This is a genomic window from Sedimentibacter sp., assembly GCF_033447055.1.
Classification (GTDB): domain Bacteria; phylum Bacillota; class Clostridia; order Tissierellales; family Sedimentibacteraceae; genus Sedimentibacter.
The window spans coordinates 1-17121 of the sequence record NZ_JAWQJF010000022.1 but is presented as its reverse complement, the minus strand read 5'-3'; the positions used below and the strand labels follow the sequence as shown (position 1 = coordinate 17121).

General features: G+C 32.4%; 17 protein-coding genes and 1 riboswitch. Of the genes, 12 read left to right on the top strand and 5 right to left on the bottom strand.

What is annotated here, in order from left to right:
* Window positions 1-886 (top strand): cadherin-like beta sandwich domain-containing protein (locus SA378_RS01530; protein ID WP_318524232.1); only part of this gene is annotated, 886 nt, incomplete at its 5' end.
* Between the two features lie 153 nt (window positions 887-1039).
* Window positions 1040-2122, top strand: a complete 1083-nt coding sequence (locus SA378_RS01525; protein ID WP_318524231.1) for an S-layer homology domain-containing protein — start codon at window positions 1040-1042, stop codon at window positions 2120-2122.
* Between the two features lie 244 nt (window positions 2123-2366).
* Here SA378_RS01525 and SA378_RS01520 read toward each other — a convergent pair whose 3' ends face one another.
* Entirely contained in the window at window positions 2367-3623 is a 1257-nt protein-coding gene (locus tag SA378_RS01520) for a glycosyltransferase family 2 protein (RefSeq protein ID WP_318524230.1), read from the bottom strand.
* A gap of 332 nt (window positions 3624-3955) precedes the next feature.
* Between SA378_RS01520 and SA378_RS01515 the strand changes: the two genes are divergently transcribed.
* The 3 genes from SA378_RS01515 to SA378_RS01505 all read left to right on the top strand — a co-directional run bounded on the left by SA378_RS01515 (window position 3956) and on the right by SA378_RS01505 (window position 6456).
* Window positions 3956-5218, top strand: a complete 1263-nt coding sequence (locus tag SA378_RS01515; protein WP_318524229.1) for a hemolysin family protein — start codon at window positions 3956-3958, stop codon at window positions 5216-5218.
* A gap of 147 nt (window positions 5219-5365) precedes the next feature.
* On the top strand, window positions 5366-5941 hold the full coding sequence (locus SA378_RS01510; RefSeq protein ID WP_318524228.1) for a nucleoside recognition domain-containing protein: 576 nt from the start codon (window positions 5366-5368) through the stop codon (window positions 5939-5941).
* Window positions 5941-6456 (top strand): spore maturation protein, encoded by a 516-nt coding sequence (locus tag SA378_RS01505; RefSeq protein WP_318524227.1) that lies wholly within the window; start codon window positions 5941-5943, stop codon window positions 6454-6456. The genes SA378_RS01510 and SA378_RS01505 overlap by 1 nt, the downstream gene beginning before the upstream one ends.
* A 14-nt stretch (window positions 6457-6470) precedes the next feature.
* On the opposite strand, the gene SA378_RS01500 is transcribed toward SA378_RS01505, so the two are convergent.
* From SA378_RS01500 to SA378_RS01485, 4 genes are all read right to left on the bottom strand, one after another.
* Entirely contained in the window at window positions 6471-7034 is a 564-nt protein-coding gene (locus SA378_RS01500; protein ID WP_318524226.1) for a DUF5317 family protein, read from the bottom strand.
* 10 nt (window positions 7035-7044) lie between these two features.
* A complete protein-coding gene (locus SA378_RS01495; RefSeq protein WP_318524225.1) occupies window positions 7045-8367 on the bottom strand; it encodes an HD-GYP domain-containing protein in 1323 nt (440 codons plus the stop codon).
* 213 nt (window positions 8368-8580) lie between these two features.
* The gene (locus SA378_RS01490) at window positions 8581-9204 is read right to left on the bottom strand and encodes a hypothetical protein (RefSeq protein WP_318524224.1); all 624 of its coding nucleotides are present in this window, start codon (window positions 9202-9204) and stop codon (window positions 8581-8583) included.
* A 162-nt stretch (window positions 9205-9366) separates the two neighbouring features.
* Window positions 9367-10095, bottom strand: coding sequence for an N-acetylmuramoyl-L-alanine amidase (locus tag SA378_RS01485; protein ID WP_318524223.1), 729 nt, complete (start codon window positions 10093-10095; stop codon window positions 9367-9369).
* 110 nt (window positions 10096-10205) lie between these two features.
* Window positions 10206-10378: riboswitch (cobalamin riboswitch) on the top strand.
* A gap of 112 nt (window positions 10379-10490) precedes the next feature.
* On the opposite strand from SA378_RS01485, the gene cbiD reads away from it, so the two are divergent.
* From cbiD to SA378_RS01450, 7 genes are all read left to right on the top strand, one after another.
* Window positions 10491-11576: a cobalt-precorrin-5B (C(1))-methyltransferase CbiD gene (cbiD, locus tag SA378_RS01480; protein WP_318524222.1), complete on the top strand. Its 1086-nt coding sequence runs from the start codon at window positions 10491-10493 to the stop codon at window positions 11574-11576.
* Window positions 11577-11587: 11 nt separating this feature from the next.
* Window positions 11588-12346, top strand: a complete 759-nt coding sequence (cobM, locus tag SA378_RS01475; protein ID WP_318524221.1) for a precorrin-4 C(11)-methyltransferase — start codon at window positions 11588-11590, stop codon at window positions 12344-12346.
* Window positions 12339-13106, top strand: coding sequence for a precorrin-6A reductase (gene cobK / locus SA378_RS01470; protein WP_318524220.1), 768 nt, complete (start codon window positions 12339-12341; stop codon window positions 13104-13106). The genes cobM and cobK overlap by 8 nt, the downstream gene beginning before the upstream one ends.
* Window positions 13107-14327: a precorrin-6y C5,15-methyltransferase (decarboxylating) subunit CbiE gene (gene cbiE, locus SA378_RS01465; RefSeq protein WP_318524219.1), complete on the top strand. Its 1221-nt coding sequence runs from the start codon at window positions 13107-13109 to the stop codon at window positions 14325-14327.
* Window positions 14314-15696 (top strand): cobyrinate a,c-diamide synthase, encoded by a 1383-nt coding sequence (locus SA378_RS01460; protein WP_318524218.1) that lies wholly within the window; start codon window positions 14314-14316, stop codon window positions 15694-15696. The genes cbiE and SA378_RS01460 overlap by 14 nt, the downstream gene beginning before the upstream one ends.
* A complete protein-coding gene (gene cbiB / locus SA378_RS01455) occupies window positions 15693-16646 on the top strand; it encodes an adenosylcobinamide-phosphate synthase CbiB (protein WP_318524217.1) in 954 nt (317 codons plus the stop codon). Before SA378_RS01460 ends, cbiB begins: the two co-directional genes overlap by 4 nt.
* A 2-nt stretch (window positions 16647-16648) precedes the next feature.
* A partial coding sequence (locus SA378_RS01450) for an aminotransferase class I/II-fold pyridoxal phosphate-dependent enzyme (protein WP_318524216.1) occupies window positions 16649-17121 on the top strand: 473 nt, incomplete at its 3' end.

The following is a 17121-nucleotide window of genomic DNA, read 5'->3' as shown; positions in this document are numbered from 1 at the left end:
GTCTGTTGGAGGTCTAGTGGGTTATTCTACAAATAATTCCGGCAGCGCAAATGATTCAATTGTGAGGTGCAGTTTCACCGGTAATGTGTCCGGAAATCAGCGAACTGGTGGCCTTGTGGGAACGCTGCAAGGAGGGCTATTATCAGAAAGCTTTGCGGCAGGAAATGTCAGTGGATTGAATACTTATACAGGAGGCCTTGTGGGCGTCATCGAATCAGCAAATGGCTTTGTGGCTGCAGTGGAAAATTCCTATGCTAGGTCCTCTGTGATGGCTTCCGGCTCTCAATATGTGGGTGGCTTAGCCGGCGCCAATTGGTGGGGAACTATTCATAACAGCTATTCGGCTGGTACTATTAATTTAGACGGCGTGACGGATTCAGGTGGATTAACTGGCACTATTTATACAGGGGCAGTTGCGGTAGACAGCTATTATGATTCAGAACTCTGCTTGCTTTCGGATACTGGAAAGGGAATTCCAAAAACTACAGAAGAGATGAAAGACCTTGCTACCTATAGCACTTGGTCCTTCCCAAATGTCTGGACCCTTAGCAGCGACAATAATGGTTATCCAGCTCTTGCATGGCAAGGATTTACTCATGATACAATTTCAAATGATGCTGAACTTTCAAGCCTTTCAGCAACAAATGCAACATTGTCACCTGATTTTCAAAGCGCTGTAACGAGTTATACCGCAATTGTGGCAAATAACGTTGGAAGTACTATAGTTGCCGCAAGCGCTAATGACAGCGGTGCAATAATTGAGATAAACGGCTCAGTAGCAACAAGCCAGCTGGTAGTCTTAAATGTAGGAAGCAATATAATTAATGTTGAAGTGACAGCAGAGGATGAAGTAACCACTAATGCTTACACAATCACAATCAACTGAGCAGCTGCAAGCGGTTTTTCCGGAGGCGGGGGAGAATCCACATCTCCAACCATTGTTGTAACGACAGAGACAAACAATGGAAGTACTTCCAATAGTATTACTGTTGATCCCAACGTTTCCTCTTACATAGCAAATGTTTCCATAACGAAAGCAATGACTAATGCACTTCTTGAAAAAGCGCAGGATACATATGGAGATGGAAAGGGAGATTTGATTGAAGTAAGGGTAGATACTCCTGCCAGTACAGAACAGCTTACCTTTAACATTTCCCAATCAGAACTGGCAAAAATCGCTGATGAAACAAGTGCGGACTTTGGTATTTCATCTCCTTTCATATCAATCGTGTTTGACGGAAAGGCAATAGACATTATTTCAGAAGTAGATAGTGATGGTAAAGTATTAATCACAGCGACCAAAATAGCTAACATGAACGGAAGGCCGGTATATGACTTAACAGTCATGAATGGCAAAACCCAGGTGTCCGACTTCAAAGGCGGTCACGCTACTGTGACCATTCCTTATGAACTCAAGCTGGGAGAGAATCCAAATGCAGTTGTAATTTACTATCTTGCTGATGACGGAACTTTTAAAGCAGTCAGAGGCCACTATGATGTATCATTGAAAGCAGTTGTTTTCAAAACAACTCATTTCTCTAAGTTTGTCATCGGTTATAACCCTGTAAGCTTTAATGATGTCGCTTCTGATGCGTGGTATAAGAACGCGGTTGATTTCATTGCTGCACGTGGTATAACTTCTGGCACAGGCGATAATATGTATAGCCCAGAGGAAAAATTAACACGAGCTCAGTTTGTTGTGCTAATGATGAATGCATATCAAATTAATACACAAAACCAAGGCGTTTCTAATCAGATACAGAATTTCTCTGATGCCGGCAACGCTTACTATACAGATTATCTGCTTACAGCAAAGGCCCTTAGCATCGTCAATGGTGTTGGAAGCAATATGTTTGCTCCAGAACAGGTGATTAGCAGGCAGGAAATGTTTGTGATTCTTTACAATGCCCTTGATGTTATCGAGGAATTGCCTCAGGCATCCAGTGATAAACAATTAATAGATTTCGGCGATGTGAATCAGATGGCCTCCTGGGCTCAGGAAGCGATGAGTGCATTGATCGAAGGCGGAGTTATATCCGGCAGTAATGGTATGTTGAATCCAAAAGTATCGACTACTCGTGCAGAAATTGCACAGATGCTCTATAATCTGTTATCAAAATAAATAAACCTAATTAGAACAGCAGCAAGGCTGGATAAAACCCATCTGGCTGCTGTTCTTTAGACAGTTGCGGGATTATGCAAAGCGAAATTGGAATAGAAAGCAAATAAATTAAAAAGAAAGACCGCATTAAAGTTTTTTACTTTTGTGTGGTCTTTCTATCTACTTTGCTTGAAGAGAGTCGGTTAAAAATTTACATGTCTACTCAAATTACTTTGATTAACTCCACTTTGAGGATTTTTATTTGCTATTGTCTTACTTCTTCAATAGATTTCACAATACTGTGAGTTATTGGCTTCCATTCAATTTTTTTAAATAGTGCTACAATTGAAATCGGAATATAAGTAAAAATGAATAATGGGAACGAAAACATATATTTTATTTTATTTTTTGTTGAAGCATTTATTTGTTTCCATTCTGTTATAGTTGTTATTAATCCCAAAGCAAATAATATTGCATATGAATTTGCAAAAGTCATTATTACAGCACCGGATGTTTCTCTTATAATTTCAGGATAAGTTTCTATATTAATTAAACCAACCGTTAAAAAAGCAAGATTTAATGTTACGCTTATCAATGTTAAAAACAGTGCAGGCATAATAGTCATCAACATATCATAACAGCTGAAACTCTTCTTTGTAAATATGCTTTTAGTCAATATTTTGCCATATTTTGCGAATACCTGATAAAAGCCTTTAGCCCAACGAAGTCTTTGATTCCAAGACTGTTCAAAAATATATGGTTGTTCATCATACAATACTGCATTGCCGCAATACCCTATTTTTTCGCCTTGTATTGCATTATCAATTGAAAATTCAATGTCTTCTGTAAGAAGGTGATGCTTCCATCCGTTGTTTTTTCTTATCACATCATCACTCACCATAAATCCCGTACCTGAAATTGCACAGCTAGTATTCAGCATCATTCTTGCATTGTTAAGATATTTTGCTTCTCTTAAAAACCATAAAGAATAACCTGCTGATAACCAATTTGTATCATAATTTTTAGAATTTCTGTAACTTGTTATTATTTTATATCCATTGTCAAAAACTTTGTTCATTTCAGCTATATAATTTTCATCTAATAAATTATCAGCATCAAAAACAAAATATCCTTCATATTTTTCATTGCGATTTATAATTAGTTTGAAAGCAAAATCAAGGGCATATCCCTTGCCTACATTTTGTCTGTTAAATCTTTCAAATACAATTGCTCCTGCTTCTCTTGCTACATCAGCAGTGTTGTCAGTGCAATTGTCTGCTACAACATAAATATCTACAAGCTCAGTTGGATATTTCTGCTGTTTAATGCTGTTTATCAATTGACCTATTACTGTGCTTTCATTTCTTGCAGCAATAACAACTGCAAACTTGTGATTTTTCATTGCAACCATTACTTTTTCTTTTTTGAATAAAGCAACAATTACATAATATCCTTGATAAAAATATAATCCTGTAAATAATAATAATATTATGAAATTAAATATATTTATAAACGATAACAATTATATACCTCCACTTTTTGTTGTTTTCGAATTGTAAGTATAACATTTAAACAATATAAATCAATTAAGTATTTCTTAATTTTCGTTTAATATTTGTAAAAACGTTTATCAGCAAGAACATTTTAATTATAAAGGCATTATTATTATTACAATATTAAAAATTTTTATCCTTTCAAATAATTCCTTAAAATACCTCAAGTTATGTTATAAAAACTTAAAATTTGATTATGAGTAATCATAAGATTGTTGAAAAATGAAAATTAATTGACACTTTCGAAGGTATATATTATACTATAAGTGTTACTAATATAAATTAGGAGTGAATTATAATAATGGATGATGACGGTGTAAGTCAGGTCACAATAATAATTTTTTTGTTGTTAATGTCAGCATTTTTTTCTGCAAGTGAAACAGCTTTCAATAAATACAACAGAATAAGAATGAAAAATTTTTCATATTCAAATAATAAGAAGGCTGATTTAGTTATAAGATTAGAAGAAAATTATGATAATCTAATGTCAACTATACTTATTTTCAACAATATTTTCAATATTTCAGCAGCGTCTTTAGCACTTCATATGTTTTCCAAACAATTTAACAATTTCAACGTCGTAATATCAACTTGTATAATTATTTTAATCATATTGTTATTTGGAGAATTGTTGCCTAAGGGGTTGGCACAGTTTGCACCCGAAAGATTCGCAATGTTCGCTTCACCTGTAATGTTTTTATTTATTTTCATATGTACACCTGTCAATTTTATTGTTGTTACATTTAAGAAGATGTTTTCAAAAATATTCAAATCTGAAACGCTTCCATCAATAACAGAAGATGAACTAAGAACAATGATTGATGAAGTTGAAAATGAAGGTGTTATAAACAAGAACGAAAGCGATTTAATTCGTTCTGCAATTGAATTTAATGAAACAGTTGTAGAAGACATTTATACACCCAGGATAGATATTGTGGGGATTGAAGAAAATGAAAGTTTGGAAGTTATAAAGGAAACATTTTTAGTCAGTGGTTATTCGAGGCTTCCGGTTTTTATAGGGGATATGGACAACATAGTGGGTGTATTGCACGAGAAGGATTTTTATCAGGCTTTAAATCGCAAGGAAAAAGAGATTAAAAAGCTTGTTTCCAAAATTATTTTTATAACACCAAACAAGAAGATTTCTGAACTATTGAAGGAACTTCAATTGTCAAAAGCTCACATGGCAGTAGTTATTGATGAATATGGCGGAACTGAAGGCATAGTGACTATGGAAGATATTATTGAAGAACTTGTGGGAGAAATATGGGATGAGCATGATGAAGTTATTGAATGGTTTAAGAAGATAGGTGAGGATAAATACCTTATATCATGCAATGCAGATATCGATGACATGTTTGAATTGTTTGACATTGAACCTGATGAAGAAATTGATGTTACTACTGTTAACGGCTGGATAACAATGCTTTTTGAAGAAATTCCAGATGTAGGCGGGAGAATTGTCTACAAAAATTTAGATATCACTATCACAAAGGCAGAAGCTAAAAGAGTTTTAGAAATTCAAGTAGAAAAAATTACAAAAGAAGAAAATTTAACGATGTAGTTTATTAAATATATAAATAAAAAGAATGGATGCATTAATTGTTCATTCTTTTTTTATTATTAATATTGCTGAAGAAATGAAAAGATGTACTAATCTAAAAATAAATTAATATAAATTATATATATATTTGTTGAAAGGATTGATTAGTTGAAAAAGTTGTGGGCAGGATTAATATTGCTTGGGCTGCTTTTTTCTTTTGTTAATGGAAGTCCAAAAACAGTTACAAATGTATTAATGTTTGATTTGCAAAAATCAGTTCAATTAATTATAAGCTTATTGCCTATAATGGCATTTTGGACAGGAATGATGCGAATAGTTGAAAGATCGGGCATTTTAAATAAGATATCTCAATTGCTAAAGCCTGTTATAAAGTTCCTTTTCAAGGATGTACAAAACAACACAAAGGCAGTGAATGCAATAGTTATGACAATTGTTGCCAATATGTTGGGCATAGGAAATTCTGCTACGGCTTTTGGAATAAAAGCGATGCAGGAAATGCAAAAAAGCAATAGAAATAAAAGATTGCCCAATAATTCAATGTGTATGTTTATAATAATAAATGTTTCATCAATTCAGCTTATTCCTTTAACTATAATAAAATTAAGAGCTGACTCAGGTGCTGCATCACCTGGAGATATTTTGATGCCAACACTTATTGCAACAACATTTTCTACGATAATTGCTATATTGCTTGCAAAATATTATGAAGGGAAAGAAATATAATGAATATGTCTGATTTGATTTTACCTGTACTGATTGGAGTAATATTGATTTACGGTATTCTTAAAAAAGTCGATATATATTCTGCATTTGTTGAAGGTGCATTGGATGGAGCTAAATCAGCAATTAAAATATTTCCATACATATTGGCTGTAATATTTGCAATTAATTTATTCATTCAATCCGGGGCAGAAAATTTTATTGTAAGTATGTTAGAGCCAATAACTCACTTAATTGGTTTTCCACCTGAATTATTGTCTTTAGCAATTATTAAGCCATTGTCCGGAGGAGGTTCTTTGGGTGTTTTTCAATCAGTATTAGATAATTATGGTGTGGACACATTTATTGGTCACAGTGCATCTGTTTTAATGGGTTCATCAGAAACAATATTTTACACGGCTGCTGTTTATTTCGGATCTATTGGAATAACAAATACTAGGTATACAATTAAAGTTGGCCTTTTAGCCCATTTTGCATCCATATATGCCGCTATTATTTTAAGCAAATATATGTTTTAATTATTTTTTGTATTTTACATATCGAATATATCCTGCCAAAATGCAAAGATACCTGACAACAAGAAAACATCACCGATGCTTATGGTTTTAGGGAAAGGGTAGGGAGGAGCAATTGTTATTATATCACAAAGCAATTTGAATTTTGTATCATTTGTAAGCAATGAATGTATTAAATCCTGCCCGTTGAGAAGAAACTCTTTTTTTGACTCAACATCATTGAGTATTTCTGAAACAAGAACAGGCATTTTAAAATCATTTGATGCTATAGCAATGAAGTTTAACAATGTGCCCATAAAGAACAGCATCATGTAGGATTTTTTAATGTTGAGTGATGTTACATAAATTATTGCTATATAAATTAACCAGCTAAAGGATAAAATTCTGAGCAAATTATTGTCAGTATATTTTTTGAACAAAAATTGGGCAGTAATTTCAATTACTGCCATGAGTATCAATACTTTGTAACCTCTTATTTTTATTTTATTTAACGAAAAATTAAATTTTCTTTTTCTTATTAATAAACTTAAAATTGCAAAAAAAATCGACAGTAAAGAAATTAATATTATTTCAGTAATCATAATTCACCTGTTATTCGGATAAATTGTTATATGCAGTTCTTAAAGCTATTATGGCATCATCAACTATATCTGGATTAAATTGAGTTCCTGCATTTAATTTTATTTCAGACAAAGCAACATCCAAACTTAAAGAATGCCTGTAAGGTCTGTTTGTTGTCATTGCATCAAATGAATCTGCTATTATTAGTATGGATGTTTCTAATGGTATTTCATCGTGACTAAGACCATCCGGATATCCCTTGCCGTCATTTCTTTCGTGGTGATGCTTTATTATATCTGCCAGATTTGCCAGGTAGCTTAAATCAGAAATTATAGTCGCACCTATCGCGGGGTGTGTTTTTATCGTATCAAATTCTTCTTTATCTAATTTTCCATTTTTATTTAAAATATTTTTATCAATTCCAATTTTTCCTATATCGTGAAGAAGTGCTGCACTTTTAATAAGGTCGATTTTATTTTGAGGAAGACCTAACTGTTTTGCTATACTTTCTGAGTATACACTTACACGTATGGAATGACCGCTTGTGTAAGGATCGCTTGCTTCAATAGCACGTACAAGCACATTCATTGTATCAAAATAATTTTTTCTCATGTCTATATAAAGTTTAAATGTATATCGTGCAAAAATCAACGGAATGAAAAACAAAAGTATTCCGCCAATACCATAACTGTTGTAAGAAAAAGCGATTATAATTCCTAAAAGACTTACCAAAACAACATTCATCATCATTGCAAAGAAAATATCTTTCCAAATATCTAACATTTTTTCTTTCAACAATATTGACATTAGTTGTGCCATGAAAAGAGTATTAAGTGATAGGTATACAATTAAGGATATGGTACCAGCTAAAGGATTGAAAAATTCAAAACCAAAATTCACAACTTTGTCTACAGCAATATATGCTATTCCTGCTATACCACCATTAATGAAGTATTGGCTAATATTGAATATGGATTTGTATATTGGATTATTAAATATATGAACTCTACCTCTGCCATCAACATATGGGCATCTAAATGCAACACCTGCAGCTGCAATAATTGCTGTAGTCAATGGATTTGTTAATAATATTGCTGAAAATATTAATGTAAAGCTTACTGAAACACCACCTATTTTAGGCAACAATATTAAGAATGTTTCTGCTACAGCTGATAACACGGAAAAAACTACAAGCAAAACATAGTCTTTTATAGTGTATGTTTTTATTAAATAAATCATAAGCATAAAAGCAATAAATGACAATGCGGAAATATAAGCATATAATTTTATGCTTGCTTGTGTTTGTTTTTGCGTTTTAATTTTACTTTTTATCGTATTTGTACTATCTACCATTTTTTTCCTCTTATATATGAAGGGCTGACTTTTTAAATTAAATACTATACCCAGCTGAAGCCTGCGCCTGCAGCTAATACTAAAGATACTAAAGAAGCTATTATAGGCATTAATTTTTTCATGAGAAACCTCCTACAGAGAATCTCTGATCGGTTCGCTAATAGAACAGGAAGGTTTCGCTTCGCTAATTTTGAAATATTTGTGTCAGCCCTATCATTCTTTTATAAACAAACAAATTTTTCTGTTGATTGCATTTAATGATGCTTTAATAGTTGAATCAATTTTATTATTTGTTATTATGGAAGAACCAATTAGTACATTTTCTCTTCCGTGGTCTATATGTGTAATAGACGCAAGCATTACTTCATTGCCGGCAACTTTTGCAGATTGAATGTCTTCAACTATGAAACAGTCTAAATCTATGGCTTTTTTGATGGCATCTAAAGTTGATAAAGCTGCTATCATGAGAGTGTTTTTTTCTGATTTGATTCCTTGGGCTTCTCCAATAAATTCTTTTTCATCCCAGCTAAGCTTAGTGTGTATTTTTATTCTTTCAGCAGTAGTTTCATTTGTATATCCTTCATACAACAGTCTAAAATCAGTGTTGATTGATATATTTTTATTAATTTGTGCCACACTGATTATTTTATAATCAACATCTATGTTGAAATTAGACAGCAACGCTGTACGTATATCCCTGGATATTTGTTTTGAATGTCTGCTGCTATCAGAAAGTACGTGTATTTCGCTTATGTTATTGTTAGAATCAGAAATAATTTTACAAGACATGACAGATTTAATATTTGCTAAAAAATACTCAACTTCATCAAAATTCATAATATTCCTCCAAACGTTATACTACACAACTTGATTATAATACAAGTTTCTTTATTTTTCAACAATTAATTAACAAATTTTCATAATTTTATTAAATTTATACAAAAAAAACACATCTTTTCGACAAAATGAAAAAATGTATTTATTAAATTAATATAGTATTTATTTATTCATTTGTTTATTGAAATATTTCAGAAGGCCTGTATATATTGCCCAGGCTGTTTTTTCTTGATATTCATCCGTAACTAATTTTTTTTCTTCTTCTATGTTTGATAAAAATCCACATTCTATCAATATAACAGTTGTATTGGTGTCATCTAATATTTTAATTCCTTTTTTTACCTGGGGGACCCTTGTGTTGCTTGTATCAAGCATATCTTTTAAATTGTCCTGCAATATTTTTGCAGCAATTTTTCCGTTTTCATTTTTGTTTTGATAAAATACTTGAGCACCGTAATATCTTTCTTCAGGAAAGTAATTAATATGTACAGAAACAACTAAATCAGCATGAGAATTATTTATAGCTTCAACTCTGTTTTTTAAATCTTCATTTTTCTTAGCTCTTATAGTATCTGATTTACTTGTATAAAGACCGTTATCATCATACCTTGTCATTTCAACTTCAAATCCGCTGCCTTCAAGAAAATGCATCAATTTTTCGGATATAGCTAAATTTATTGTGGATTCTCCTATTTCTAAATTACCGCTGGCACCCTGATCAACACCACCGTGTCCCGGGTCAATAAGAATTTTTATTTTTTCAATTTTTTCTCCTTCTGATGCATTGATGGTTTCTGTAGTTTTACCTATATTAAAAAATAAAGACAATAACACTATGATTACCAATGCTATTGAAAACACTATATTTACTTTTTTAAATAAAACCTCCATTACATCCTCCGTATTTATTTTCTTATTTAAGCTTATGATAAGCTGTATTTAATATTACAAAAAATAATCTTATAATTGACAATCAAATTTTATTTATATATAATGGACTTAACTTAATAGTGAAATTTGGTAACGAAAGTTTTAATAGGGAAAACAGTAAAATCTGTTACAGCCCCCGCTACTGTGAAAGGTGATAAAGCTCTTAGCCACTGTGTGAACATGGGAAGGTGAGCATTTAGATGAACCGATAGTCAGGAGACCTGCCAATTTTGAGTGTAATGATTTTCGGGAGGATTATCTATGATGAGTTCGATATTGTACGACTTTGTATCTTCCAAAATTGGAAGATTTTTTTATGCCCTAACCCCATTTTTCAGAATGGAAGTGAGTTTGTTATGAAAGAATATATGGTTAAAAACGGCAAGAAATTAAGATGCGGATTCACTACAGGAACATGCGCAACAGCTGCGGCAACTGCAGCTGCCGCAATGCTTTTTACAGGAGAGACTGTGGAAAATGTTTCTGTGAAATTGCCAATAGGTGAGATGTTATCGATTAATATAATGAATCCTTGTTTTGATTTAGAAGGTGTAAGTTGCTGCGTAAAAAAGGATAGCGGAGATGATCCGGATGTAACGGATGGAATTTTGGTATATGCCAAAGTAAAGCTTGACGATACAGGTGAAATTAATATAGATGGAGGAATTGGAATAGGCAGGGTTACACAAAAAGGTTTGGATTGTCCTGTAGGCGGTGCAGCTATAAATTCAGTTCCAAAAAAAATGATTACAGAAAATCTCCTTAGAATTTCTCAGCAATATAAATATAATGGAGGAATAGATGTGCTTATTTATGTTCCGGAAGGGGAAGAGAGAGCTAAAAAAACTTTCAATTCACATTTGGGTATAACAGGAGGTATATCTATTATCGGAACAACAGGAATTGTTGAGCCTATGAGTGAAAAAGCATTAGTTGACAGTCTGAAATTAGAAATTAATATCATTAAAGAAAAGGGATATGAAAGGCTTCTTGCATTTCCCGGCAATTATGCAGAGAGATTTATTGATCAAACTCTTGGTATACGAGGGGAAAACAGTTTAAAATTCAGCAATTATTTAGGAGAAGTTCTGGATTATGCAGTTGAACTTGACTTTAAAGAAATTTTAATTGTCGGTCATATTGGAAAAATTGTGAAAGTTGCAGGTGGAATGATGAATACCCATTCTAATAATGGAGACTTCAGGATGGAAATTTTCAGCTGTTATTCTGCATTATACGGAGCAGATAAAGAAGTAATAAAAGAAATATTATCATGCGTTACTACTGAACAAGTTTTAGTGATATTGGAAAGAGAAAAAATATATAAGCAAGTTATTAAAAAAATCAGTGAAAGAGCTGAATTTTATATAAATAAAAGAGTGAATAATAAAATAAAAACTAAATTAATAATTTATTCTAATGATAAAGGATTACTGAATTAAGGAGAGATAAAATGATTTATTTTGTAGGAGCAGGTCCCGGAGCAGTGGATTTAATAACTATTAAGGGTCAAAAACTTTTATCCGTAGCAGACGTTGTTATATATGCGGGATCCTTGGTTAACCCAGAACTTTTAAATTATACAAAAAATGGATGTGAAATTCATAACAGCGCACATATGACTTTGGAAGAAGTTATAGATAAAATAAAAAAAGCTGAAGCAGAAAATAAAATGACGGTAAGGCTTCATACAGGGGATCCGAGTATATATGGAGCAATCAGAGAACAAATTGATTTGTTGAAGGAATTGAATATTGAGTACCAGGTTGTTCCTGGGGTAAGTTCTTTTTGCGGTGCTGCAGCTGCTATAGGTGCAGAGTATACGTTGCCAGATGTGAGTCAGACTGTAATTATTACTCGTATGGAAGGAAGGACTCCTGTTCCTGAAAGAGAAAACATCAAGTCTCTTGCAGCTCACAAATCTTCAATGGTTTTATTTTTAAGTTCTAGTTTGGCGGAAGAGTTATCAAAAGAATTAATTGCAGGAGGATATGAACTAGAGACGCCTGTGGCAGTAATTTATAAAGCTACATGGCCGGATGAAAAAGTATTTCGCTGCACAATAGAAACACTTCCAAATACAATGAAAATAAATAAAATAAATAAAACTGCATTAATTTTAGTTGGAAATTTCCTTGGAAATGAATACAAAAGAAGTGAGTTATATAATCCTGCATTTACTCATGAATTCAGAAAGGCAGAAAATGAATAGTTTATATATTTGCATTTTTGGAGGAACTACTGAAGGAAGACTTTTTGCAGAGTTTTTATCTAAAAAAAACATCAAAGCAGATTTATTTATAGCTACGGAATATGGGCAGCAGTTTGTTAAAAATATTGGGAATATAAATGTTTATCAAAAACGCCTGGATGAGAAAGAAATGACAAATCTTTTTTTGAAAAAAAAGTATGACTACGTAATTGATGCAACTCATCCGTTTGCAAAAATAGTTTCAGAAAATATTATTAAATCGACATATGTAAGCGGTACTAAGCACATTAGAATTATAAGAAATTCTTATGAAAATAAATGCTGTAAATATTTTGACACATTAAATGACTGCGTTGATTATTTAAAAAATAAAGAAGGTAACATATTGCTTTCGACAGGCAGCAAGAACCTTGATAAATTTACAATTGTTAAAAACTATGAAGAAAAAATGTATGTAAGAATTCTCCCGATGGAAAGTTCTTTAAAAAGATGCATTGACCTTGGATTTTCGAATAAAAACATAATTTGCATGCAGGGACCATTCAGCGAAGAATTGAATGTTGCCATGCTTAAAAGCACAAATTCCAAGTACATGGTTACAAAAGAAAGTGCAAGTTCCGGAGGTTTTGATGAAAAAGTACAAGCATGCATCAAAACGGGTACGGAATGCCTAGTAATCAGAAAACAATATGAAGAAGGATTGACTTTGGACGAAGCATGCAGATTATTTATGAAATTACGTGATGAAAGCGGTGAATAAGTGAAAAAAGTGTATATCGTTGGAATTGGTGTTGGAAATAAATGTTTCATGCATCAAAAATCAATAGTTTCCATTGAAAAATCAGAGTGTCTCATAGGTACTAAAAGAATGCTTGATACTTTCTCTTACTTAAATAAAGAAACATTTGAAAGTATAAGTGCAAAAGAAATATATGATTATATAAATAATGATAATCATAATATTTTCAGTGTTTTAGTTTCAGGAGACGTCGGCTTTTATAGTATTTCTAAAAAATTGACAGAAATGCTTATGGAAAATGAACAAATTGAAATTGAAAATATTGCAGCTGTCAGTTCTGTACAATATTTTTGCTCAAAGTTGAATTTGTCCTGGGATGGTATGAAACTTGTGAGTGCTCACGGGAGAAATATTAATATTATTTCAAATGTTATGTTCAATAAAAAGGTGTTTTTGCTCACTGGCGGAGAATTTAAACCTAATGACATATGTGAAATTTTGACTTCGAAAGGTCTTGGTAATTTATTGGTGAGTGTTGGAGAAAATTTATCTTACGAAAATGAAAGAATTATTGAAGATTCAGCTTCCAATATAGCAAAAATGAATTTTGAAAGTCTTGCAGTCATGATTATTCAAAATCATGAAGCTCTTGACTTAAGTGTTGGTTTAAATTCCATAAAAGACAGTGAATTTATCACAGGGTCATCACCTATGACTAAAAGCGAGGTAAGGACTATTTCAGTAAGCAAGCTTAATCTAAAAAACGATTCTGTAGTCTATGATATTGGAGCAGGAACGGGTTCAGTTTCAATTGAAACAGCATTAAGATTAAGCAATGGTTCGGTATATGCCATAGAAAAAAATGAGGATGCAATTTTATTAATCAAAAAAAACATTGAGAAATTTAAAGCATACAACATTGAAATTATAAAAAACGTTGCACCCGATGGATTAGAAATTCTTCCAAAACCTGATTCCGTGTTTATCGGGGGAAGTAGCGGAAATTTGAATAAAATAATTGAAGCAATACTCAAGAAAAACCCATTTGTAAATTTGGTGATAAATACCATAACATTGGAAAATTTAAATGAATCTTTATTATGCATGGAAAAATATAAATTCAATGATGTAGAAATAATAAATGTTGCAATCTCAAAAGCAAAAAAAGCAGGCTCGTACAACATGATGATGGGTCAAAATCCAATTTACATAATAAGCGGCAGAGGAAGTGGTTCAAATTAAAACAAAATGCAATATACCAAGAATTATGATTGCAGCATCCGGCAGCAACAGCGGTAAAACTACAATTACAACATCACTTTTAAAAGCATTTTCTGAAAGAGGGAAAAAAGTTGCGGCGTATAAATCAGGACCGGATTATATCGACCCTATGTTTCATAGAGAAGTCATAAAAATTCCGTCAAGAAACTTAGACCAATTTATGCTTGGTGATAATAATTGCAAATACATATTAGGCAAAAACAGCAAAGAAATGGATATATCTGTTATTGAGGGCGTTATGGGTTATTATGACGGTATAGGTACAGGAACATCAGGAAGTTCTTATGAACTTGCTAAAGTTTTAAATTGTCCTGTTGTCTTAGTTGTTAATTGTTATGGCATGTCAGCATCTGTTTGTGCAATAATCCAGGGATTTAGGGATTTCAGAGAAAACAGCAACATAAAAGGAGTTATTTTAAACAACATATCTCATGGCATGTATGATTATTATAAAAAAATCATTGAAACAAATTTAAATGTAAAAGTGTATGGATATATGCCTCACATGGAGAATTGCGAATTAGAAAGCAGACATCTTGGCTTAGTAACAGCTCAGGAAATTGGAAACTTGGAATCCATAGTGAAGGAACTTGGAGAAGCTGCTCTTCAAACAATTGATTTAAAAGGTATATATGAACTTTCGTTAACCGCTGATAGTTTGGAGTATGATGAACCTCACATTGTCAAAGCAGGAAAAACTAAAATTGCCGTAGCACAGGATAAAGCATTTTGCTTTTATTATAGGGATAGCCTGGATTTACTGGAACAAATGGGCGCAGAGTTAATAGAATTCAGTCCTTTAAATGACAAAAAGCTTCCTGATGATGTAGGTGGCTTATACCTAGGAGGAGGTTATCCTGAATTATATATGAAACAGTTGTCTGAGAATAAATCCATGCTAAAGGAATTAAAGGAAAAAATTAATTCTGGACTTCCAACATATGCTGAGTGTGGCGGTTACATGTATTTATTGAAAAGTTTTAAGGATGAAAATAATAAAGAGTACAATTTAGTGGGAATTGCAGATGGACAAAGTTATATGACAAAGTCTTTCAAACATTTTGGGTATATAAAATTGACTGCAGAAAATGATAATTTAATGTGCAAAAGGTATGAATCAATAAACGGGCATGAATTTCATTATAGCGACAGCACAAATTTGGGGAATTCATTTAAAGCAACAAAGCCTGAATCTAAAACACAATGGGATTGTATTATTGCTGATGATACAAAGTTTTTAGGTTATCCTCACTTGCATCTTTTAAGCAATATAAATTTTGCTGCAAATTTTATTAAAAAGTGTATTGAATACAAGGAAAACTCAATATGATTAATATAATTCCACTAATAGCAGGTTATGCATTAGATTTAGCAATTGGAGATCCACAAGGCTTTCCCCATCCCATAAAACTCATTGGAAAATTAATTGAAAAGGTTGAAAAACAACTCAGAAAAAAATGCAAAAGCAGTGGCGATGAAAGAAGGGCAGGAAGAGTTCTTTGGTTTACAGTTGTTGGTTTGTCATTCATCATACCGTATTTAATTTTGTTCTTAGCTTCAAAAATAAATATAGTGTTCTCTATAATTATTGAAAGCATTATGTGTTACTACATTTTGGCAACTAAAAGTTTGAAAGATGAAAGCATGAAAGTGTACACTGCTTTGGAAAATAATGATATTAGCGAGGCTCGCAGATTTTTGTCCTACATAGTTGGACGAGATACCGAAAAGCTTAATAACAGCTCCATAGCGAAAGCAGCTGTAGAAACAGTAGCTGAAAATACATCAGACGGAGTAATTGCACCGTTGTTATTTATAATATTAGGCGGAGCGCCCCTTGGCTTTATGTACAAAGCAATTAATACGTTGGATTCAATGGTTGGATATAAAAACGAAAAATATATTAACATGGGAAGATTTTCTGCTATTGCAGATGATGTTGCCAATTACATACCTTCGAGATTAGCAGCATATTTAATGATAACAGCATCATTTATAATAAAAATGGATTATAAAAATGCATATAAAATATTCAAGAGGGACAGATATAATCATAAAAGTCCAAATTCGGCACAAACGGAGTCCGTATGTGCAGGAGCATTAAACATAATGCTTGGAGGAGATAGCTACTATGGAGGAATACTTGTTTCAAAACCAACGATAGGTGATGACATAAGAAAAGTTGAAACAGAAGATATAAAAAGGGCCAACAAATTAATGTATACAACATCGTTTTTGTGTTTGTTCACGGGTATGTTATTGTTGCTTTTATGGAGGTAGAAATGAATGTAAATTCCCATGGTGCAGATATATACACTGCATCAAAACAAACCGGAATCAAAGAGAATGAGATAATAGACTTTTCATCAAATATTAATCCTTTAGGAATACCAAAAAGCGTTGAAAGTGCTGCGATAAATTCAATTAAATATTCAGATAGATATCCTGATATAAATTCAAGGGAATTAGTAAAGGCTATTGCTCTATATGAACATGTACCGGAAGAATGGATTTTTACTTCAAATGGTGCAACAGAAGCAATATTTAGAATTGCTGTATACTTAAAACCTAAAAACGGACTAGTAACAGCGCCTGCATTCAGCGAATACGAACAATCTTTGAAAACCGTTGGCACTTGTATTAGTATTAATTACTATAATCTTTATGAAGAAAACGAGTTTAAAATTACAAACAGCATTTTAAACGGAATAAATAACCATACAGACATTGTTTTTATATGCAATCCCAATAATCC

Excerpts from the sequence above, each read along its gene's own strand:
- SA378_RS01505 (WP_318524227.1), top strand. The coding sequence starts at position 5,941 with ATGAATATGTCTGATTTGATTTTACCTGTACTGATTGGAGTAATATTG.
- cobK (WP_318524220.1), top strand. The coding sequence starts at position 12,339 with ATGAATAGTTTATATATTTGCATTTTTGGAGGAACTACTGAAGGAAGA.
- SA378_RS01500 (WP_318524226.1), bottom strand. The coding sequence starts at position 7,034 with ATGATTACTGAAATAATATTAATTTCTTTACTGTCGATTTTTTTTGCA.
- SA378_RS01485 (WP_318524223.1), bottom strand. The coding sequence starts at position 10,095 with ATGGAGGTTTTATTTAAAAAAGTAAATATAGTGTTTTCAATAGCATTG.
- SA378_RS01515 (WP_318524229.1), top strand. The coding sequence starts at position 3,956 with ATGGATGATGACGGTGTAAGTCAGGTCACAATAATAATTTTTTTGTTG.
- cbiB (WP_318524217.1), top strand. The coding sequence starts at position 15,693 with ATGATTAATATAATTCCACTAATAGCAGGTTATGCATTAGATTTAGCA.
- cbiD (WP_318524222.1), top strand. The coding sequence starts at position 10,491 with ATGAAAGAATATATGGTTAAAAACGGCAAGAAATTAAGATGCGGATTC.
- SA378_RS01490 (WP_318524224.1), bottom strand. The coding sequence starts at position 9,204 with ATGAATTTTGATGAAGTTGAGTATTTTTTAGCAAATATTAAATCTGTC.
- SA378_RS01495 (WP_318524225.1), bottom strand. The coding sequence starts at position 8,367 with ATGGTAGATAGTACAAATACGATAAAAAGTAAAATTAAAACGCAAAAA.
- SA378_RS01525 (WP_318524231.1), top strand. The coding sequence starts at position 1,040 with ATGACTAATGCACTTCTTGAAAAAGCGCAGGATACATATGGAGATGGA.
- cobM (WP_318524221.1), top strand. The coding sequence starts at position 11,588 with ATGATTTATTTTGTAGGAGCAGGTCCCGGAGCAGTGGATTTAATAACT.